The sequence below is a fragment of the Janthinobacterium aestuarii genome (assembly GCF_051380835.1).
Classification (GTDB): domain Bacteria; phylum Pseudomonadota; class Gammaproteobacteria; order Burkholderiales; family Burkholderiaceae_D; genus Janthinobacterium; species Janthinobacterium aestuarii.
In genome coordinates this window covers 362,173-382,251 of the sequence record NZ_JBNYXU010000002.1, presented here as the reverse complement: position 1 = coordinate 382,251, position 20,079 = coordinate 362,173, and the positions used below count along the sequence as shown (strand labels likewise).

The window sequence follows — 20,079 nt, the reverse complement described above, 5'->3', positions numbered from 1 at the left end:
ATGAAAATCAGAGCGCAAATCGGCATGGTGCTGAACCTGGACAAGTGCATCGGCTGTCACACCTGTTCCGTCACCTGCAAGAACGTATGGACCAGCCGCGACGGCGTCGAGTACGCATGGTTCAACAACGTGGAAACCAAGCCCGGCATCGGCTATCCGAAGCAGTGGGAAAACCAGGACAAGTGGAATGGCGGCTGGCGCCGCACGGATGCGGGCAAGATCGAGCCGCGCCAGGGCAGCCGTTTGAAGATTCTGGCGAATATTTTCGCCAACCCGAACCTGCCCGCCATCGACGAGTACTACGAGCCGTTCACCTACGACTACGAGCACCTGCAAAGTGCGCCGCTGTCGCAGACGCCGCCGACGGCCCGTCCGATCTCCGTGCTGACGGGGAAAAAGATGGAAAAAATCGAGTGGGGTCCGAACTGGGAAGATGACTTGGGTGGCGAGTTTGCCCAGCGCAGCAAGGATAAACTGTTCGACAACATGCAGAAGGAGATGTACGGTACGTTCGAAAACACCTTCATGATGTATTTGCCGCGCCTGTGCGAGCATTGCCTCAATCCGACGTGCGTGGCGTCTTGCCCATCCGGCTCCGTGTACAAGCGCGAAGACGACGGCATCGTGCTGATCGACCAGGACAAGTGCCGCGGCTGGCGCATGTGCATCTCCGGTTGCCCGTACAAGAAGATTTACTACAATTGGTCGTCCGGCAAGGCGGAGAAGTGCACGTTCTGCTTCCCCCGCATCGAAGCTGGCCAGCCTACCGTGTGCTCGGAAACGTGCGTGGGCCGCATCCGCTACCTGGGCGTGCTGCTGTACGACGCTGACAAGATCGAGGCTGCCGCCTCCGTGCCGCAGGAGCAGGACCTGTACCAGGCGCAGCTCGACCTGTTCCTCGACCCGCACGACCCGGCCATCATCGCCGAGGCGCGCCGCCAGGGCATCCCCGACCTTTGGCTGGAAGCGGCCGTCAAGTCGCCCGTCTACAAGATGGCCGTCGAGTGGAAAGTGGCGTTCCCGCTGCATCCCGAATACCGCACCCTGCCGATGGTGTGGTACGTGCCGCCGCTGTCGCCGATCCAGGCGGCCGCCGAATCGGGCAAGCTGGGCGTGAACGGCATGCTGCCGGACACCCAAAGCCTGCGCATTCCCGTGCAGTACCTGGCCAATCTGCTGACGGCCGGCGACCAGCCGCCCATCGTCACGGCGCTGGACCGCATGCTGGCCATGCGTGCCTACATGCGCAGCAAGACGGTGGAGAAAGTGGAAAATCTCACGGTCCTGAAACAGGTGGGCTTGAGCAAGGCGCAGGTGGAGGACATGTACCACATCATGGCCATCGCCAATTACGAAGACCGCTTCGTCATCCCCAGCAGCCACAAGGAAATGGCCGAGGACAGCTTCAACGAGAAGGGTTCGTGCGGCTTCAGCTTCGGCAACGGCTGCTCGGACGGCACCAGCGAACCGACCTTGTTCGGCAAGAAAAAACACGGTTCGGCCATCTTCATGCAGATGCCGAAGTCGCGCAAAACGGCGCCAGGCGCTTAAGGAGCTGATATGGAACACGCTATGCATCACTACCAAGTCCTTTCGCGCCTGCTGCTGTATCCGGAGCCCGAGCTGATCGCCCACCTGCCGCAGCTGGACGCCGCGCTGGCGGCCGTGCCGGAACAGCAAGCGCTGTTGCGGCCCTTGCTGGCGCACCTGGAAAGCAGCAGCCTGATCGACCTGCAGCAGCAGTATGTGGCCACGTTCGACCGCAATCCGTCGCACTCGCTGCATCTGTTCGAGCATATCCACGGCGAATCGCGCGACCGGGGCCAGGCCATGGTCGACCTGATGGAGGAATACAAGCGCCACGGCCTGCAAATGGTGGGCGACGACTTGCCCGACTTCGTGCCGCTGTTCCTGGAATTCCTGGCGCAGCTCGACGAGGAAGCTTCGGCGCCGCTGCTGGGCGACGCCGTCCACGTGCTGGCGCACATCGGCCGCAAGCTGACGGTCAACGGCAGCCCGTACGCGCCCGTCTTCACCTTGCTCGAACGTTTGAGCCCCGTGGCGGCGGAAATGCTGGCCGAACCGCCGGTGCGCGACATGGATGAAGCGCTGGAAACCTTCGGTCCCGGTGCGGACGGCGTCGAACCGCTGCTGCGCCAAGCCCCGGGCGGCGTCCATCCCGTGCATTTTCACCCGCAGCCGCGGCGCGCCGCTTGAAGCGCGCCCGCATGAGGAGAGTACATCATGAGTAATTACTTGCATCAATTTGTGTATGGCATTTATCCATACATCGCGCTGGCCATCTTTTTCCTCGGTAGCCTGATCCGTTTCGACCGCGAGCAATACACGTGGAAGTCCGATTCCAGCCAGCTGCTGCACCGCGGCAGCCTGCGCTTGGGCAACATCCTGTTCCACATCGGCATCATCGGCCTGCTGTTCGGCCATGCGGCCGGCTTGCTCACCCCCGTCTGGGTGTGGGATACCCTGGGCGTGTCGCACAGCCTGAAGCAGGGCGTGGCCATGGCGGCCGGCGGCGTGATGGGCGGCCTGTGCCTGGTCGGCATCCTGATCCTGCTGGTGCGCCGCTTCAGTAACGACCGGCTGCGCGCCGTCACCACGGCCGGCGACAAGCTGGTGATGCTGTGGATCCTGCTGACCTTGCTGCTGGGCCTGTCCTCGATCTTCGTCTCGGCTTCGCACATGGATGGCCACATGATGGTCTTGCTGATGAACTGGGCGCAGCACATCGTGACCTTCCGCGGTGACGCCGCCAGCTTCATCGTCGATGCGCCGCTGGTGTTCAAGCTGCACCTGTTCATGGGCATGTCGCTGTTCGTCATCTTCCCGTTCACCCGTCTGGTGCACGTGTGGAGCGGCTTCGGCGCCATCGGCTATCTTGGCCGCGCCTATCAACTGGTTCGCCGCCGCTAAGAAAGGAGTCGCATCATGGGAATCTCCGTCAATGGCATCGATATCGACGATGCCGACATCGCGCAGGAACTGCCGCATCACGACGGCGCCGGCAACCCTTTGAAGCAGGCCGTGCATGAACTGGTGCTGCGCCGGCTGCTGCTGGAGGAAGCCGAGCGCCTCGGCGTGCAGGGCGACAGTATTGATGACCGCATCGAAGCGCTGTTCGCGCAGGAAGTGCGCGTGCCGCCCGCCGACGATGCGGCTTGCCGCACCTTTTATGCGCAGCGCCCGCAGCTGTTTTGCAGCGGGGCGCTGGTCGAGGCGCGCCACATCCTGTTCCAGGTGACGCCCGAGGCGCCCCTGGAGCTGCTGCGCACGACGGCGCAAGCTGTGCTCGAGGCCTTGAAACTGGCGCCCGAACGCTTCGGCGAACTGGCGGCGCAGTATTCGAACTGCCCGTCGGGCGCCCTGGGCGGCAACCTGGGCCAGCTGTCGCCGGGCCAGAGCGTGCCGGAATTCGACGCGCTGCTGTTCCGCCTGGAAGCGGGCGCGCTGGCCGGCCATTTGCTGGAAACGCGCTTCGGCTACCACATCGTGCAAGTGCTGCGCCGGGTCGAAGGCCAGCCCATCGCCTACGAGGCCGTGCAGGCGCAGATCGCCGACCGCCTGTCGCGGGCCGCGTGGCAGCGGGCCGTGCACCAGTATCTGCACTTGCTGGTGGGGCGCGCCGAGATCGCCGGCATTGAGCTCGAAGGCACGGCCAGCCCGCTGGTTCAGTAGGTAGAAATGCGTAGGCCGAAAGGCGTAGGCCGCTAGGCCTTCTGGGGCACAGCCAGATCGTGCCCCAGCCTTTACAATCAAGTAAGAAACAGGAGTAGCGTCATGGGTAGCGTCAAGTTGCAGGACCGTTTTGGCCGTTCGATCGATTATGTGCGGTTGTCCGTCACCGACCGCTGCGACTTGCGCTGCAGTTACTGCATGCCCAAGGGCTTTCGCGGCTTCGAGGAGCCGAAGGACTGGCTGACGTTCGACGAGATCGAACGCCTGCTGGGCATTTTCGTTCGCCTCGGCACGCGCCGCGTGCGCCTGACGGGCGGCGAACCGTTGTTGCGGCGCAATCTGCCGGAACTGGCGCAGCGGCTGACGGCATTGCCTGGTTTGCAGGACTTGTCGCTGTCGACCAACGCCACCCAGTTGGGCAAGCACGCCGTGGCTTTGCGCGTGGCGGGCGTGGACCGTATCAACGTCAGCCTCGATTCGCTCGACCGCGCCTGCATGCAGCAGATCACGGGGCGCGACAGCCTGCAGCCGATTCTCGATGGCCTGATGGCGGGCAAGGCGGCCGGTTTCGACCCGATCAAGATCAATATGGTGGCCATGCGCGGCATCAATGATGGCCAGATCGAGGCCATGGCGGCGTTTTGCATCGAGCAGCAGTTCATCCTGCGCCTGATTGAAGCCATGCCGATGGGCAGCACGGGCCGCAATGCCAGCTATATGCCGCTCGGTCCCGTGCGCGAGCGCCTGGCGGCCCGTTTTGGCCTGGTGCCGCAGGCAACGGAGCTCGGCGGCGGGCCGGCGCGCTACATGGCGACAGCCGATGGCCGCTCGAGCATCGGCTTCATTACGCCCATGTCGCAGCATTTTTGCGCCACTTGCAACCGCGTGCGCCTGTCCGTCGATGGTACCCTGTATTTGTGCCTGGGCCAGGAAGAGAAATTCGCCCTCGGCCCCATGCTGCGCGGCGGGGCCACGGATGCGGAGATCGAGGCGGCGATCCGCGCCGCCATCGAACTGAAGCCGCAGCAGCATGATTTCAATACGCAGCCAGATAAAATTATCCGGTTCATGGCACAGACGGGCGGCTGAGGCAGTTTTGTATTTACACTCAAGGGCGGTATGAAATTCAAGGCGATGTTTTCCTCCTGGCAGAAGCTGTCGACCAAGATCGTCGGCGCGCTGCTGCTCATGCTGGTGCTGGCCTTGAGTGCCATCGGCTGCACCCTGTTTTTGTCGTGGCAGCTCGAAGGCAGTTCGGCCGCCATCAACGAGACGGGCCGGCTGCGCATGCAGACCTACCGCCTGACCCTGCTGCTTGCCAGCGACGCGCGCGAACAGGCGCGCCAGCAAGTGCTGCTGATCGACGAGACCCTGGCCAAGATCGGCCACGGCGACCCGCAGCGCCCCCTGTTCCTGCCCCCCAGCACGGCCATCAAGTCCGAATTCGAACGCATCGGCACGGCCTGGCGCGGCGCCTTGCGCCCGGCCGCCCTGGCCGCCGATTCCACCGCGCGTGCGCGCCGGTTCGAGCATGACGCCGACACCTTCGTCGGCCAGGTCGATCAACTGGTGCGCCTGATCGAGCATGATAGCGAACAGCGCACCTTCTGGCTGCGCGCCTCGCAGCTGATCCTCGTCGGCATGGCCGTCATCGGCACGGTCAGCATGATTTACCTGATGTTCATGCTGATCATCGAACCGGTCACGCGGCTGCGTCTGGGCATGCAGCGCATGAAGGAGCGCGATTTCAGCGTGCGCCTGGCCGTGGAAAGCAATGACGAATTCGGCCAGCTGGCCAGCGGCTTCAACCAGATGGCCGACCGCCTGCAGGCGCTGTACGGCAACCTGGAAGAGGGCGTGCGCAGCAAGACGGCCACCCTGGAATACCGCAATCGCGAACTGGCGCTGCTGTACGAAAGCGCCGCCTTTTTGCAGCGCCCGCAGCCTTTGGCCGACATCTGCGGCGGCTTCATGCAGCGCATCGTCGATTATTTCGAGGCGGACGGCTCCACCGTGCGCGTGCTCGACGCCGAGCGGGGCAACCTGCACATGGTCGTGCATACTGGCCTGTCCGAGGAATTGGTGGCGTCCGAGCATTGCCTGAAGGTGGGCGACTGCCTGTGCGGCACGGCCGTCGAGATGAAGGTGGCGAAGGTGCACGACATGCGCCGCATCGACAAGGCGCACGAACTGCGCTGCCACCGCGAGGGCTTTGCCACCGTCTCCGTCTTCCATATCCATGCGCACGAACAGCACCTGGGCTTCTTCAACCTGCATTTCCGCCATGCGCGCGTGTTTTCCGCGCGCGAGCTGGCCTTGCTGGAAACCCTGGGCCAGCTGCTGGGCATCGCGCTGGAAAACCTGCGCCTGGCCGCGCGCGAACGCGAAATGGCCATTTCCGAAGAGCGCAACCTGGTAGCGCAGGGCCTGCACGACAGCATCGCGCAAAGCCTCAATTTCCTCAACCTGCAGGTGCAGATGCTCGACGACTCCGTGCGCAACGCGCGTTTCGACGAGGTGGCGGGCATCGTGCCGGCCCTGCATGCGGGCGTGAAGGAAAGCTATGAAGACGTGCGCGAATTGCTGGCCAACTTCCGCAGCCGCCTGATGGAGGATGATTTGATCGGCTCCCTGCGCGCGGCCGTGGACAAATTCCGCCGCCAGACGGGTATCGACGCCGAACTGCTGGCCGATGTGGACGGCGCGCCGTTTCCCCGCGAGCAGCAATTGCAGTTATTATTCATCGTGCAGGAAGCGCTGTCGAACATCCGCAAGCACGCCCAGGCCAGCCACGTCGAAGTGCGCCTCGCCGATCACCAGGACTTTACCCTGACGATCAGCGATAATGGCGTCGGCTTCGACGCTGCCGCCGTGCTGGAAAAGGGCGACAGCCATGTCGGCATCCATATCATGCGCGAGCGCGCGCAGCGCATCGACGCCACGTTCGACGTGCATGCCTGCCAGGGCGGCGGCACCACGGTCGAACTGCATCTGTCGCGCGAGCAGCGCCGCGCCGCCTGAGTAACTACCTGAAAGTATAAAAAATGGAGACACCCGATAAACCGATCACCGTCATGCTGGTGGACGACCACGCGCTGTTCCGCAGCGGCATACGCTCGCTGCTGCAGCGGCATACGGATTTTGCCGTCGTGGGCGAGGCGGCCGATGGCGTGGAGGGCATCAAGCGCGCCATCCAGCTGCAGCCCGACGTGGTGCTGCTGGACCTGAACATGGCCGGCATGTCCGGCGTGGAAGCGCTGCAGCTGATGCAGCACGATTGCCCCGATACGGCCATCGTCATGCTCACCGTGTCGGAAGACGCGGAAGACCTGGCCACAGCGCTGCGCGCGGGCGCCTGCGGCTATCTGATCAAGAATATCGACGCCGATTACCTGGTGCGCGCCATCCGCCGCGCTGCCGCCGGCGAAGTCGTCATCGCCGAAGCGATGACGGGCAAGCTGGTGGCGCAGCTGCAGGCGGGCACGCGGCGCGAGGAACCCGTGTCGGAACTCGACAAGCTCACGCCGCGTGAAAAGGAAATCATCGATTGCCTGTCGCGCGGCGAGAGCAACAAGGGCATCGCCCGCACCCTCGACCTGGCTGAAAGCACGGTCAAGATCCACGTGCAGAACGTGCTGAAAAAACTCAACCTCACGAGTCGCGTGCAGGCGGCCGTGTACGCAGTCGAGCACCGGCAGGGCAAGTAGCCGCATAGTTGGGGTCAGGCCCGCCGGGCCGGCCCCATGGCCGCTTCCAACTATTCCTCTAGTCCTTTTTGCCGATGGCCGCCATCGGGCTTTTAAAGTAGTATATTAAATATATCTTTAAAAGAGAGCCCATCATGGCCATCACCCCGATCAGCGAACCATCTTCTCCTCCCGCCGCCAGCGCGTCGCCCTGGCATGCCGGCCACGCCGTCTGGCAACTGGGTTTCCGCCCGTTCTACCTGCTGGCGGCCGTGTTTGCGGCCGTCGGCATTCCCCTGTGGCTGGCCAGTTATGCGGGCTGGCTGACGGGCGGCCTGCAGGTGGGGCTGGGCTGGCACATGCATGAAATGGTGTTCGGTTTCGCGCTGGCTGTCGTCGTCGGTTTCCTTTATACGGCGGGGCGCAACTGGACGGGCTTGCCCACGCCGCACGGCGCCCAGCTGATGGCGCTGGTCGGGCTGTGGCTGGCGGGGCGCGCGGCCATGCTGTGCGGCCCGGGCCTGTTGCCGGCGCTGGTCGACTGGCTGTTCCTGCCGCTGGCCGCCTGGCCTTTGTACCTGGTGCTGCGCCGCTCGGGCAATACGCGCAACTTGTTCCTCGTCGGCTTGCTGGCCTTGCTGGCGCTGGCCAATGGCCTGTTCCACGCGGCCGTGCTGGGCTGGCTGCCGCTGTCGCTGTTTGTGCCCGTGCAGGCGGCCATCTTTATCATCGTGCTGATCGAATCGGTGATCGGCGCGCGCGTGATCCCCATGTTTACGCGCAACGGGGCGCCGGGCAGCACGCCCGTGGCCAGTCCGAAACGGGCGCTGGCGGCCGTGGCCTGCATGGCGGCCGCCGCGATCGCGTGGCTGGCCGGCGCGCCGGCCTGGCTGACGGCGCCGCTGGCCTTCTGCGCCGCCGGCGTGTCGCTGGCCAACCTGCTGGCCTGGCAGCCGCAGCGCACCTTGCGCGTGCCGCTGCTGTGGATATTGCACCTGTCGTATGCGTGGATAGGCATCGGCTTTGCACTGCTGGCGGCCGCCAGCCTGGGCCTGCTGCCGGCCAGCGCCGCCTTGCACGCGCTGACGGTGGGATCGATGGCGGGCCTGATCATCGGCATGATGACGCGCACCACGCTGGGCCACACGGGGCGCCCGCTCAAAGGCGGCAGGGCGGAAGCGGCGATGTACTGGCTGATCCAGCTGGGCGCGCTGGCGCGCCTGCTGGCCGCCGTCGGTCCCGCCGCGCTGTCCATGCCGCTGCTGCTGGCGGCGGGCGCCTGCTGGTCGCTGGCCTTTGGCCTGTATGCCTGCGTGTATGCGCCGTATCTGTGGCGCGCCAGGGTGGATGGCCGCGAAGGCTAGGCTGGCAAGTTTGTCATTGGTACGGTCGCTTGGCCGGGCGGCGTCTGCGCCGTGAATGCGGCTGCGGCCTCGATGGCCTGCGCCAGCGCCTGTTCCAGTGCATCGAGGGCGGCTGACGCATCGTCGCCCGCGTGCAGCAGCTGTTCGGCTTGCTGGGCCGCGTGCACGGTGGCGGGCAGTGCCAGACTGCCGGCCACGCCGGCCAGCTTGTGCGCCAGCGCGGCGGCGTCGCCGCGTGCATCGGCCGCCAGCAGCGCGCGCATGGCGCCCACCGTGTTGCGGTAGGTGCTGCCGAAGTGCGACAGGTGCTGGCGGTAGGGGGCTTCATCGAGCCACTGCTCCATGCCTTGCGCCAGGTCGATCACAGGCGCCGCGCCACCTGCCCGCACGGGCATCGCCGCTTCGGCCACGACGGGCGGCAGGGCCGGCAGCCCTTGCGCATGGCGCCGGTGCGCGCGCGCGATCAGGGCGATGGTCTGCGGCACGTCGAACGGTTTGCTGATGAAATGGTTCACGCCCGCTTCCAGCGCCGCCGCGCGCTGCGTCTGGAAGGCCCCGGCCGTCAGCGCCACCACGGGCAGGTCCTGGAACTGCGGCAGCTGGCGCAGCGCGCGCGTCGCCTGCAAACCATCCATGACGGGCATCTGCACATCCATCAGCACGATGTCGACGTCGGACGGGTGGACCAGCAGCCAGTCCAGCGCCTGCTGGCCGTCGCAGGCGAACGAGGGCAGGGCGCCCTGGTCGCACAGGATATGCTTGACCACGTCGCGGTTGATGTCGCTGTCGTCGACCACCAGCACGCGCACGCCGGCCAGCACGCGCTCGCCCAGCGCCGCATGACCAACGTCCGGGCCGACGTCCAGGCCGGCCGCTTCGGCGCGCCGCTGGCGCGCTTCCATCGTCGCGTTGTACAGGCTGGAAGCCGTCACCGGTTCATTGAGGATGGCATCGGCCGGGTTGGCCGGGTCCGTACGGCGGCGCGCGGGCGCTGTCGCCGGTGCGCCGCTGGCCGCTAGAATTACGATGGGGCAGTCCTGCGGCGGCAGGTGCTCGCGCAGGGCGCGCGCCGTGGTTTCGCCGTCCATGTCGGGCATGCGCGCGGCCAGCACGATGACGCCGGGCCGCGCATCTTCGGCGCAGGCCAGCGCATGCTCGAGCGCCGCCTCACCGCCGGAGACGGCATGCACGCTCCAGCCCAAGCCCTGCGCCACTGCGGCCACGGCGCCGCGCGTGTCGGCCTTGCCATCGGCCAGCAAGACGCGCAAACCCTGCATGTCGGGCGAGGACGGGGCGCTGGCGGCCATCAGCTGCAGCGGCACCGTGAAACTGAAGGTGCTGCCCTGGCCCATGACGCTGGTCAGGCGCATGGAGCCGCCCATCAGGCGCACCAGCTGGCGGCAGATGGTCAGGCCAAGGCCCGTGCCGCCGAAGCGGCGCGTGGTGGACGTGTCGGCCTGGGCGAAGGCGGAAAATATCGTCTCCTGCACTTCGGGAGCGATGCCGATGCCCGTGTCGCGCACGCTGAAACATAGCACCGCGGCGTCGCCGTCGCGGCTTTCCAGTGCGCTCGCCAGCTCGACCGTGCCCTGCGCGGTGAACTTGATGGCATTGCTGGTCAGGTTGACCAGCACCTGTTCCAGCCGCAGCGCGTCGCCCATCACCTGGTCGACGCCCTCGGGCAGCGGCCCGATGCGCACCTCGATCGGCTTGTCGTGCGCGGCAACGCCCATGCTGGCGGCGATCTTCTCGATCACGTCGGCCAGGCGGAACGGCGCCTGTTCGATGGTCATGTGGCCCGCCTCGATTTTCGATACGTCGAGGACGTCGTTGATGATGCCCAGCAGGGACTGGCCCGCGGCGCGGATCTTGCGCGCCATCTGCAGCGCTTCGCCATCGAGGCCGCCGCGTTCCAGCAGCCAGGCCATGCCGAGGATGGCGTTGAGCGGCGAGCGGATTTCATGGCTCATGTTGGCGAGGAATTCCGCCTTGCTGCGGTTGGCCGCTTCGGCCGCGTCGCGCGCCAGCAGCATGGCCTCTTCGGCCTGTTTTTGCGCGCAGATATCCTGGGCAAAGATCAGGGTGGCCGGTCCATCCTTGAGCAGCACGCGCGTGGTGGTCTTGAACATGGGGACGAAAAGGCCCTGCTTGCCCAGGCCGAGGGCCTCGAACACCTGTTCGCTGGGCGAATCGGCCTCGATCAGCGCTTCGTTGGCGGCCAGCGCCGCCAGCGATGGCGGGGAAATCATGGCGGACCAGGGCAGGCCGTTCAGATTGTCTTCCGCCGTGTAGCCGTGCAGCTTGCGGTAGCGGGGATTCGAATAGATGAAGCGGCCGTGGCGCAGGATGGCGATGGCCACGGGCGCATCTTCGATCAGGGTGCGAAAGCGCGTTTCGCTGTCGGACACGGCTTGCATGGCCTGGCGCTCGCTTTCCTGTTCCGCATGCCAGGCTGCCTGCTGCCGCCGCCGCCGCTGGCTCCAGAACAGCAGGCTGGCCGCGGCCAGCGCCAGCACCGCAAAGGACAGGACGTAGCCGAGCGCCTGGCGCCGCAGCGGAGCGGCGATGGCCGCTTCTTCGCGGCTCAGGCCAATGATCAGGGCGCGGTCCATGTGCAGGGCGGTGGGGGCGATGGTCGCCATGGACATGATGCGGGGGGAGGTGTGGGCGCCGGCGCCGGCAATTTCGACGCCGCTCAGGACGCCGGCCTGGTAGCCGCTGTCGCGAAAGCGCCGCAGGAAGCTGCCGGGGACGTCCATATTGCCGCCATTGGCAGTTCTGGCCGGGTAGTTGAGGAACTGCTGGCCGTCGCCATGCAGCACCACGGCCCAGACGTCGGGGGCGTACATGGCGGTGCGGAACTTGGCCGTGAAGTATTCGGGGGCGAAGGTGGCCACCACCACGCCGGCAAAGCGGCCCTGTTTGTCCTGCACCATGCGCGATGCCGTGATGACCAGGTCGCCCTTGAAGGAATGGAAGGGCGCCGAGATGTACAGCATGCGCGCATCGGGGGCGTCGCGCGCCGTCTGGAAGTAGCCGCGGCGCGAAAAATCCTGGTTCGCCAGTTCCGCGATGTTGGTGGCGACCGCCTTGCCTTGCGCATCGATGACGAGCATGGTGCGCACGCCCGGCATGGCGTCGACCAGCGCGGCCAGGCGCCGGGGCAGCGCTTGCCCGGCGTCGGGTGCGGCGCCGGCGGCCAGATAGTCGCGGATCACGCCGCCGAGCACCAGGTTGGTCGCCGCCAGGTCGACTTCGATGTTTTTTGCCAGCAGCGCCGTCAGCACGCTCAGGCGCTCGCGTTCGGCATCGTCATGCCGCGTCGCTTCGGCCAGATGCGCGTAGGCGAGGGCGGCAGCGACGATCAGCAGCCCGAGAAGCAGGAACAGCCACTCGATCCATCGTCTGCGCAACGCCGCCGCCTCTGTGTGATAGCTCATGTGGCGATGCTATACCCGATAGGGATGGAGAACAACTTTTGCGCACAACCGGCGCAACTATGCATGTGATAGTGTGGTCAATTTGCCGCCCAGCGGCAGCCGCAGGCGGAAGACGGCGCCCTGGCCCGGCGCGGACGCGACGCCGATGCTGCCGCCCATCAGCGCGACGAGCTGGCGCGCGATGGCCAGGCCCATGCCGGCGCCGTCATGGGCGCGGCTCGGCGAGTCGTCGGCCTGCGAGAACTTGTCGAAGATGACGCCCTGCTGCGCCTGCGCGATGCCGATGCCCGTATCGCGCACCTCGATCTGCAGGTCCGCGCCGCTGTGCGTGACGTGCACGTCGACCCGCCCCGCAGCCGTGTAGCGGATGGCGTTATCCAGCAGGATATCGAGCACGCGCACGAAGCGGACGCGGTCGCAATCGATGCTGGGCGGCGTGGCGGGCGCCACTTGCGCGGCCAGCTGCAAGCCCTTGTGCGCCGCGCGCGGCCGGTGCGGCGCCAGCGCCAGTTCCAGCAACTGGTGCAATGGCGCGGCGGCGGACTCCAGCCGGACCTGGGCGTGCTCGAGCGCGCTCAATTCCATCGCCGCCTCGACCATGGACAGCAACTGGCGGCCGCTGTCCTGTATCGTTTGCGCGTAGGCGGCCTGTTCCGGCTCGCGCAGCTGCTCTTGCAGCAGCTCGGAGAAGCCGAGGATGCCGTTGAGGGGCGTGCGCAATTCATGCGACATGTTCGACAGGAAGCGCGACTTGGCTTCGCTGGCGGCGATGGCCCTGGCGCGGCTGTCGACCAGGCGGCCGATCAGCAGCACCAGCGCGGCCCACGACAGCACGATCAGCAAGCTCGTGACGGCCGCCATCAGCAAGGCCTGGTTGCGGCGCGAGACGTAGTCGGCCAATACCGTGTCGCGGTCCAGCCCGACCAGCATGTACAGCGGGTAGCCGGCCAGTTTCTCAAACGCGTAAAAGCGCACGATGCCGTCGACGGGGCTGCGTTCGGTGAAGCAGCCCCGCATTTTACCTTGCATCAAGGAAAATACCTTGCTGCCGCCGATATCCTGGCCGATGGTGTCGGCGGCGCCGACCCGGCGCGCGCGCACCACGCCGTCGCTGCCGACAAGCTCGGTGGAGCTGTTGTCGCCGAGGTCGACTTCGTCGTACAGGCGCGTGAAGTAATACGGGTCCATCGAGACCACCACCACGCCCTTGAAGCGGCCATCGGCATGGTTGATGCGGCGCGTCATCTGGATCGACCATTTTTTCGACACGCGGCCCAGCACGGGCTTGCTGATATACAGTTCGCCGCTGTCGCGCTGCATGTGCACGCGGATGTGCTCGCGGTCGGCCAGCCTGGTCGGCTGGAAGGGGCGGCTCGACAGCACCATGTCGCCCTGTTCGTCGACGATGGTAAACAGGTTGTACAGGGGGCCGGGCTTGAGGCCTTGCCGCAGGTCCGCTACGATGTCGAGGCCGCTGCCCAGCGCCTGGTAGCGGCTGCGCAAATACGTGGCCGCCTGGTCCGCCGCCTCGATCGTGCGGATCGCGTGTTCGTCGAAGACGCGCGCCATGCTGCGCGCATCGCGCCCGGCGTCGGCGATGGCAGCGTCGCAGGCGTGCCGCAGTTGCAGCACGGTGATGCTCCACAGCCCCGCCAGCAGGATGGCCATGAAGAGCGACAGCAGGGTGCGCGTATCCCAGCGTTCCCAACGCTGCCAGGCCATGGCCTTCCCGTATCTGTGCTGTTGCATGCTGCCTCCGCAAGGGTTGTCATTCTGCGCGCGATTTATCAATTATATCGAATATAATTGAATTTATCGAATAAAATGATTTTTATGCGGGGAGTGTTGTATTGAGCGCCGGCCGTGCGGCTAGCGTGTCGCCGCCTGGCGCGCCAGCCAGCGCTCGACCATGTCGCGCAACTGGGCGGCCGTAAACGGCTTGGACAGGTAATCGTCCATGCCGGCGGCCACGCAGCGCTGCCGGTCGTCCTCGGTGACGCCGGCCGTGAGGGCGATGACGGGCAGGCGCGGTGCGCCGCTGGCCGCTTCGCGGGCGCGCAGTGCCTCGCACGCCTGGTAGCCGTCCATGACGGGCATCATGCAATCCATCAGCACCAGGTCGTACTGCTGTTCGGCCAGCGCCTGCAGGCCCAGCGCGCCGTTCTCCGCCGTGTCGATGCGGTAACCGCGGGATCCCAGCTGCAGGCACACGAGCTGGCGGTTCAGCGCCGTGTCCTCGACCAGCAGGATGCGCGCGCCCGGTTCCGGGGCGGGTTCCGGCGCGGGTGCGGATGGCGCTGCTGCCTCCGGCTCCGGCGATGTGGCGGCCTGCGTCCGCGGCGCCAGGGCCGCGTCGTGCTCCTGGCGCCGCAGCAGGGACATGATCAGCGCGATGGCCCCTGCCAGCACGAGCAGGCTGACCACGGCCGCGCCGCCCATGGTGCGCAGCATGCGCCGCCAGCCCGCCAGGTAGACCTCGTCCGTCACGGTGACGTTGACGGCCAGCGGATAGTCGCGCACCAGCCGTACGCCGGCCAGGCGCTTGACCGGGCGGCCCTGCTCGGCCGCGCGCGGCGTGTCCACCTGCAGCACGCCGTCGGTCTTGCCCTGTTCCAGCAGGCGGTAGGTGCTGCCCGTCAGGTTGCGCTTGCCCATCATGGCGGGCACGGCCGGCCAGCGGGCCAGCAGCGTGTAGTCGCTGCGGTACAGGGAAAAGGCCGTGTGTTCGCCGATGCTGGTGCTCTGGAAGAATTTGCTGAAGAAATCGCACGACAGGCCGAGCAGCACCACGCCCAGGAAGCGGCCGTCCGGGCCGCTGATGCGCCGGCTGATATAGAAGGTCCAGGCGCCATTGCCCTTGTTTTGCACGGGCGCGCTCACATGCATGCCGCCGTGCGGGTGGCGCCGGTGATATTCGAAGTAGTCGCGCTCGTCGAGGTGGATGGACGGCGCGGGAAAGGCGCGGCTGAAGGCCAGCACGCCGGCATCGCTGCCGACGATGGATACCACGTCCACTTGCGGCACGCCGCCGATCTTGTGCCGCAGCATCTGGTGCATGGCCGGGGTGCCGACGGCGGCGGCCAGCGCCTGCGCGTCCGCAGGGGCGGCGGCTTCGATCTCGTTGCTGACGCTGTCGAGCACCAGGCTGGCCGCCGTCATGCTCTGCGCCGTGTTTTCCGCCAGCAGCAGCGACAGATTGGACAGGTCCTGTTTCCAGTCATCGACGGCTTCGCGGTGCAGCACCACGCCGGAGACGACGATGCGCAGCGCCAGCAGGCCCACCAGCACCAGGCCGACGATGGCCGCCGTGGTGCGCGGCCGATAGTGGTGCACCAGGCGCAGGACGGCCTGGCGCGCGTTCATGCCTGCGCGCCCGTGTATTCGAGCATGCTGCGGCGTACTTCCTGCTCCACTTCGTCGATCAGCGCCGCCGTTTCGGCCAGCCATTCCGGTGCCGCCACGCCCTGATGGCGTACCAGCTGCTCGAGTGCCGCCAGGCGCGCCACGAGGGCGCCGGCGCCCAGCAGGGCCACGGTGCCGCGCAAGGTATGGCAGCTATGCACGATGGCTTGCGCCGCGCCGCCGCGCACGGCCTGCTCGACGCGCGCAAACATGGCCGGCGACGTGTCGAGGTAGGTCTGCGACAGGGCGCGGAACATCTCCAGGTCGTGGCCGGTGGCGTGGAACAGCACGGCAGGATCGATGTGGCGATAGGCTGGCATGGCGGCTCCGTGGCGAGGGGAAAGCGGCGGCGGGTCAGGCGGCCAGGCTGTTGCGCCGCGCGTGGCCGGCGCAGCAGGCGCGCAGATAGCCGCGCAGTTCGTCGTAATTGACGGGCTTGGCAAAGAACACCACGCCGGGCGGCACGCCGCCCCGTTCTTGCAGCTCTTCCTGCGTCAGGCTCGACAGCATGGCGATGTGCATGTCCGCCAGTAGCGGGTCGGCCAGGATGGTGCGGATCACTTCGTAACCGTCGATGCCTTCCATGACGATGTCGGCCAGCAGGATGTCGGGCTGGTCGCGGGCGATTTCCATCAGCGCCTGATAGCCGTTCTCGCAAAAGCGCAAGTCCGCCTGCAAGCCCCATGAGCCGATCTGTTTTTCATACAGCGCGCGCTCGATCGGATTGTCTTCGATCACCAGGATGGACGGCGGGCGGCCCGATGGGGCGGGGCGGCCGGCCCGCGCCGCGCGCTGGTCCTGGCCCGGCTGGCCGGGATTGCCCTTGTAGGCTTCGACGGCCGCGAGGGGAATGCGCCGGTGGCCGCCCTTGGTCTTCCAGGCTTCGATCACGCCGGCCTCGACCAGTTGCTGCACTGAGGTGACCGAGATGCCGAGGATTTCGGCGGCCTTTTGGGTGGTGCAGACGTCTGCAGTGTGCATGATGGGCTTTATGGTCGCGATGAAGTTGAAGGGAATGATACGCAATCGGGCTCAAAAAATCAATTTCAACGAATTAGATGAATTCACTAAAAACCTGGCGTGCGGCTGGCCGGACTCGCGTGCGCGTACGGCAGGGGGCGAGATGGCTGTGCGGTTCCAGGATATCGCGCCATTCGCTCCACTCCGCATTGCTGTGGCGTAGCAGGGTTTCCATGTAGCCTGCGTCCAGGCCCAGTACCCGCGCGGCGGCCAGGGCGGGCTCGCGCGGCCCCGCGCCGTTGCGCAGTATCAGGTCGGCGAAGCTGCTGGCCAGCTTCAGCAGCCAGGCCAGGTCCGTCATGCGCCCGGCCCGCCCGAAGCCGGGCGGCGCGGCATGGCAGAGCACGGCGTCGCACAGGATGTCCGTCATACCCCAGCCCCGCATGAGGATGGCCGACAGGGCCAGCTGGTGGTGGCCGAAGCGCTGCGATTCTTCGCATAGCAGCCGGGCCGTGACGCCATTGCCATACTGGCCCAGCAGTTCTCCATATTCCTGCGGATGCACGGTGGCCAGGGCCAGCTGGCCGCAGTTGGCCAGCAAGCCGCAACTGTACAGCTCATCGGCCGGCGCCAGCTGCAGCGCGTCGCCTGCCACGCGGGCGGCGCACGCCATGGCCAGCGAGTGTGACCAGTAGCGCTGCGCGTCGAAGTGCGCGCACGTGGGCGCTGGCGGGGCCGGGGTGGCGCACGCCTGGCGCAGGGTGGACAGGCCGATGGCCGCCAGCATCGCGGCGCTGACGGCCGCATGCCTGCGTTCGCCCGGCGGCACGCCCGCATTCGCCAGGCCGATGACCTTGCCTGTCATGGCCGGATCGCAGCCCATCTGTTCCGCCAGTTCATCGAGCGCCACCTGCTGCTGGCACAAGGTGGCCAGCCAGTGGCGCCGCCAGGCGGGCGAAGGCAGGACGGTGCCGCCGGGCAGGCGCGCCAGGTCGATGTGCGCGCTCATGGCCGGCTCCCTACGCCGTTGCAGTCATCGGCCTGCGCCGTGCCCGCCGTTTGCAGGGCCGTGACGGCTTGCGACAGCGCATCGAGCGCCATCAGCAGTTCCGCATGCAGGCGGTGCAGGGCGCCGATATCGTTGGAAAAGCCCGCATGCACGGCCTGGCGCGACAGCGCCTGCAATGGGAGCAGGCCCATGGACTGGCTGCCGTCGAGAATTTCCTGTGCCAGCACTCTTGCCGGGGCGGCCCGCTCGCAGCGCAGCGCATGGGCGATGCCGGCGAGGCGGTCGCGCGTCTCGGCCACGAACAGGGCCAGAATCTCGCCCTGCAGGCGCCGGTCGTGGCCGAACATGGCGTCCAGGCGGGCCGCGTCGAACGGCGGCGTGTCCGGTGCTTTGGGCGCTGGCTGCGGCGGCGCCGTCTCCGCCGCCTTGGCCGGCTGGCTGCTCCTGCGCATTTGCAGCAGTGCGTGCAGATCGGACGGCGCCGCGCCGGCGGCCTGCGTGCGGTCGGCCTGGTGCCAGCGGGTGCGGCGCCAGAGCAGGGCGGCCAGCAGCAACAGCAGGCCTGCCAGCGCCAGCGCCGGGCGCATCAGCGAGAGGTCTTCGCAGCGAAGGAAGGGGTGAATGGCGAGAAAGGAGTTCATGGCAGTGCTCCGGTGCGTTCTATGCGAGTGATCCTGCGTGATGGCGGACCTAAAATACGACCCAGTCGCCCGAATCGGCGGCGGCCGGCGCCGCTTTCCTGGCCTGGCCTGCGGGGCGCGTGGCGACCAGCTTGAGCGCCGCCTTGTGCTGTGCGGGCCGCGGGGCGGCAGGCGCGCGCGGCGCCGCGCCGGCCTGTCCCTGCGCCAGCTTGAAGGCGCCCACCACGCCGGCCAGCCTGGCTGCCTGCTCCTGCAGCGATTGCGATGCCGCCGCCGCTTCTTCGACCAGGGCCGCGTTCTGCTGCGTGACTTCATCCATCTGCGTGATGGCGCGGTTGATTTCCTCGATGCCCGTGCTTTGCTCCACGCTGGCGGCCGAGATTTCGCTGACGATGTCGGTAACGCTGCGTACCGTGTCGACCACTTCCGTCATGGCCGCGCCGGCCTGCTGGACCAGCTTGCCGCCTTGTCCCACCTGTTCCACGGAGTCGCTGATGAGTACCTTGATTTCCTTGGCTGCCGCGGCCGAACGGTGCGCCAGGTTGCGCACTTCGGTGGCCACGACGGCGAAGCCGCGCCCCTGTTCCCCGGCGCGCGCCGCTTCCACGGCCGCATTCAGGGCCAGGATATTGGTCTGGAAAGCGATGCCGTCGATGACGCCGATGATGTCGGCGATCTTGTTCGACGAGCTGTCGATCGCTTCCATCGTGCGTATCACGTCGCCCATCACCTGGCCGCCCCGCTGCGCCTTGTCCGAGGCGCTGATGGCCATTTGCTGGGCCTGGCGGGCATTGTCCGCGTTTTGCCGCACGGTGGCCGTCAGCTCTTCCATGGCCGAGGCGGTTTCTTCCAGCGAGCCCGCTTGCTGTTCCGTGCGCGCCGACAGGTCCAGGTTGCCGGATGCGATTTCGCCCGAGGCCGTGCTGATGCTGTCCGTGCCGGAGCGCACTTCGGCCACGATGCGCACCAGGCTCGCGCTCATGTCCGCCATGGCCTGCATCAGCTGGCCCACCTCGTCGTTCGAGGTGGCGCGGACCTGCACGCTGAGGTCGCCGTTCGCGATGGTGCGGGCCACGCCGATGGCGTCGGCCAGCGAGGCGGCGATGCGCCGCGCCAGCAGCAGGCCCATGCTGGCTACGAGCGCCGTCACGGCCAGGGACAGGGTGATGGCAATCCAGCGTGCGCTGGCAGCGGCGGCGGCGCCATCGGCCGCACCTTTGGCAGCCAGGTTTGCGTTGTAGCGGTGGTGGGAGGCGAGGGCGTCGACCAGTTCCTTGATGATGGGCTGGTTTTGCACCAGCAAGTCGCGCGCCGCGTCCAGTTCACCGGCCTTCGACAGCGCCAGCACCTTGTCGCGCACTTCATCGTAGCGCAGCAGCACGGCGCGGTCGGCGGCCAGCAGCGCGCGGTCCTGTTCATCGGTGATATCTTCTTTTTCATATTGGTCGAGCGCCTTGCCGACCGCCGCGCGCGCTTCCCTGATGCCCGCTTCCAGCTTGGCGCGTCCGGCCGCATCCTTGCTGGCCATGTGCTGCCAGACGGCCGTGCGCATCTGCGCGAACGGCACGAAAGCCTCGTTCAAGGTGAGCAGACTGGGTACCGTGTTGACAGTGGCATAGCTGGCCGCCGTGTACACGCGGTCCATCTGGTAGATGCCAAAGCCTGCCAGGGCGGCCAGCCCGAGGACGACGGAGAGGATCAAGGCGTACAGCCGTTTAGCGATGGTCATGATGGGTGCCGCTCCAATGAAGTGAAATTCAAGAAAAATGTTTGGCTTGGGTGGTTTTTTTCATTTTACGATAAAAATTCGTTTTATTCGAGAAATTTGTTGTTGAATTATTTTATTCAATGATTTTCATTGAAAACATATGCTTATAGCGGGCT

Annotated in this window: 16 protein-coding genes; 8 read left to right on the top strand and 8 right to left on the bottom strand. The window is 66.6% G+C overall.

Annotated features, from left to right (window positions below):
- From narH to ACQ4WO_RS07840, 8 genes are all read left to right on the top strand, one after another.
- Window positions 1-1,551 (top strand): nitrate reductase subunit beta, encoded by a 1,551-nt coding sequence (gene narH, locus ACQ4WO_RS07875; protein ID WP_034751243.1) that lies wholly within the window; start codon window positions 1-3, stop codon window positions 1,549-1,551.
- A 21-nt stretch (window positions 1,552-1,572) separates the two neighbouring features.
- Entirely contained in the window at window positions 1,573-2,217 is a 645-nt protein-coding gene (gene narJ / locus ACQ4WO_RS07870; RefSeq protein ID WP_436480929.1) for a nitrate reductase molybdenum cofactor assembly chaperone, read from the top strand.
- Window positions 2,218-2,244: 27 nt separating this feature from the next.
- The gene (narI, locus tag ACQ4WO_RS07865; protein WP_046685050.1) at window positions 2,245-2,931 is read left to right on the top strand and encodes a respiratory nitrate reductase subunit gamma; all 687 of its coding nucleotides are present in this window, start codon (window positions 2,245-2,247) and stop codon (window positions 2,929-2,931) included.
- A gap of 15 nt (window positions 2,932-2,946) precedes the next feature.
- Window positions 2,947-3,693, top strand: coding sequence for a peptidylprolyl isomerase (locus ACQ4WO_RS07860; protein ID WP_436480928.1), 747 nt, complete (start codon window positions 2,947-2,949; stop codon window positions 3,691-3,693).
- Between the two features lie 102 nt (window positions 3,694-3,795).
- On the top strand, window positions 3,796-4,782 hold the full coding sequence (gene moaA, locus ACQ4WO_RS07855) for a GTP 3',8-cyclase MoaA (protein WP_436480927.1): 987 nt from the start codon (window positions 3,796-3,798) through the stop codon (window positions 4,780-4,782).
- A 45-nt stretch (window positions 4,783-4,827) separates the two neighbouring features.
- Window positions 4,828-6,714: a type IV pili methyl-accepting chemotaxis transducer N-terminal domain-containing protein gene (locus tag ACQ4WO_RS07850; RefSeq protein WP_436480926.1), complete on the top strand. Its 1,887-nt coding sequence runs from the start codon at window positions 4,828-4,830 to the stop codon at window positions 6,712-6,714.
- Window positions 6,715-6,737: 23 nt separating this feature from the next.
- Window positions 6,738-7,400: a response regulator gene (locus tag ACQ4WO_RS07845; RefSeq protein WP_034751227.1), complete on the top strand. Its 663-nt coding sequence runs from the start codon at window positions 6,738-6,740 to the stop codon at window positions 7,398-7,400.
- A gap of 134 nt (window positions 7,401-7,534) precedes the next feature.
- Window positions 7,535-8,743 carry an NnrS family protein gene (locus tag ACQ4WO_RS07840; protein WP_436480925.1) on the top strand — a complete coding sequence of 403 codons (1,209 nt, stop codon included), beginning with the start codon at window positions 7,535-7,537 and terminating at the stop codon, window positions 8,741-8,743.
- On the opposite strand, the gene ACQ4WO_RS07835 is transcribed toward ACQ4WO_RS07840, so the two are convergent.
- The 8 genes from ACQ4WO_RS07835 to ACQ4WO_RS07800 form a co-directional block, all read right to left on the bottom strand.
- The gene (locus ACQ4WO_RS07835; RefSeq protein WP_436480924.1) at window positions 8,740-12,183 is read right to left on the bottom strand and encodes a response regulator; all 3,444 of its coding nucleotides are present in this window, start codon (window positions 12,181-12,183) and stop codon (window positions 8,740-8,742) included. The two genes, ACQ4WO_RS07840 and ACQ4WO_RS07835, sit on opposite strands and share 4 nt — an antisense overlap.
- Before the next feature lie 57 nt (window positions 12,184-12,240).
- Window positions 12,241-13,932, bottom strand: a complete 1,692-nt coding sequence (locus ACQ4WO_RS07830; protein WP_436480922.1) for a sensor histidine kinase — start codon at window positions 13,930-13,932, stop codon at window positions 12,241-12,243.
- A 120-nt stretch (window positions 13,933-14,052) separates the two neighbouring features.
- Complete coding sequence (locus ACQ4WO_RS07825; protein ID WP_436480921.1) at window positions 14,053-15,546, bottom strand: response regulator; 1,494 nt, start codon at window positions 15,544-15,546, stop codon at window positions 14,053-14,055.
- Window positions 15,543-15,905, bottom strand: coding sequence for an Hpt domain-containing protein (locus ACQ4WO_RS07820; protein ID WP_436480920.1), 363 nt, complete (start codon window positions 15,903-15,905; stop codon window positions 15,543-15,545). The genes ACQ4WO_RS07825 and ACQ4WO_RS07820 overlap by 4 nt, the downstream gene beginning before the upstream one ends.
- A 34-nt stretch (window positions 15,906-15,939) precedes the next feature.
- Complete coding sequence (locus ACQ4WO_RS07815; RefSeq protein ID WP_436480919.1) at window positions 15,940-16,566, bottom strand: response regulator; 627 nt, start codon at window positions 16,564-16,566, stop codon at window positions 15,940-15,942.
- Between the two features lie 73 nt (window positions 16,567-16,639).
- A complete protein-coding gene (locus tag ACQ4WO_RS07810; RefSeq protein WP_436480918.1) occupies window positions 16,640-17,554 on the bottom strand; it encodes an HDOD domain-containing protein in 915 nt (304 codons plus the stop codon).
- Window positions 17,551-18,195, bottom strand: coding sequence for a hypothetical protein (locus ACQ4WO_RS07805; RefSeq protein WP_436480917.1), 645 nt, complete (start codon window positions 18,193-18,195; stop codon window positions 17,551-17,553). The genes ACQ4WO_RS07810 and ACQ4WO_RS07805 overlap by 4 nt, the downstream gene beginning before the upstream one ends.
- Window positions 18,196-18,244: 49 nt before the next feature.
- Window positions 18,245-19,924 carry a methyl-accepting chemotaxis protein gene (locus ACQ4WO_RS07800; RefSeq protein ID WP_436480916.1) on the bottom strand — a complete coding sequence of 560 codons (1,680 nt, stop codon included), beginning with the start codon at window positions 19,922-19,924 and terminating at the stop codon, window positions 18,245-18,247.
- Between the last annotated feature and the right edge of the window lie 155 nt (window positions 19,925-20,079).

Excerpts from the sequence above, each read along its gene's own strand:
- ACQ4WO_RS07850 (WP_436480926.1), top strand. The coding sequence starts at position 4,828 with ATGTTTTCCTCCTGGCAGAAGCTGTCGACCAAGATCGTCGGCGCGCTG.
- ACQ4WO_RS07805 (WP_436480917.1), bottom strand. The coding sequence starts at position 18,195 with ATGAACTCCTTTCTCGCCATTCACCCCTTCCTTCGCTGCGAAGACCTC.
- narH (WP_034751243.1), top strand. The coding sequence starts at position 1 with ATGAAAATCAGAGCGCAAATCGGCATGGTGCTGAACCTGGACAAGTGC.
- narJ (WP_436480929.1), top strand. The coding sequence starts at position 1,573 with ATGCATCACTACCAAGTCCTTTCGCGCCTGCTGCTGTATCCGGAGCCC.
- narI (WP_046685050.1), top strand. The coding sequence starts at position 2,245 with ATGAGTAATTACTTGCATCAATTTGTGTATGGCATTTATCCATACATC.
- ACQ4WO_RS07830 (WP_436480922.1), bottom strand. The coding sequence starts at position 13,932 with ATGCAACAGCACAGATACGGGAAGGCCATGGCCTGGCAGCGTTGGGAA.
- ACQ4WO_RS07860 (WP_436480928.1), top strand. The coding sequence starts at position 2,947 with ATGGGAATCTCCGTCAATGGCATCGATATCGACGATGCCGACATCGCG.
- ACQ4WO_RS07835 (WP_436480924.1), bottom strand. The coding sequence starts at position 12,183 with ATGAGCTATCACACAGAGGCGGCGGCGTTGCGCAGACGATGGATCGAG.
- ACQ4WO_RS07825 (WP_436480921.1), bottom strand. The coding sequence starts at position 15,546 with ATGAACGCGCGCCAGGCCGTCCTGCGCCTGGTGCACCACTATCGGCCG.
- ACQ4WO_RS07820 (WP_436480920.1), bottom strand. The coding sequence starts at position 15,905 with ATGCCAGCCTATCGCCACATCGATCCTGCCGTGCTGTTCCACGCCACC.
- ACQ4WO_RS07840 (WP_436480925.1), top strand. The coding sequence starts at position 7,535 with ATGGCCATCACCCCGATCAGCGAACCATCTTCTCCTCCCGCCGCCAGC.
- ACQ4WO_RS07810 (WP_436480918.1), bottom strand. The coding sequence starts at position 17,554 with ATGAGCGCGCACATCGACCTGGCGCGCCTGCCCGGCGGCACCGTCCTG.
- ACQ4WO_RS07845 (WP_034751227.1), top strand. The coding sequence starts at position 6,738 with ATGGAGACACCCGATAAACCGATCACCGTCATGCTGGTGGACGACCAC.
- moaA (WP_436480927.1), top strand. The coding sequence starts at position 3,796 with ATGGGTAGCGTCAAGTTGCAGGACCGTTTTGGCCGTTCGATCGATTAT.
- ACQ4WO_RS07815 (WP_436480919.1), bottom strand. The coding sequence starts at position 16,566 with ATGCACACTGCAGACGTCTGCACCACCCAAAAGGCCGCCGAAATCCTC.
- ACQ4WO_RS07800 (WP_436480916.1), bottom strand. The coding sequence starts at position 19,924 with ATGACCATCGCTAAACGGCTGTACGCCTTGATCCTCTCCGTCGTCCTC.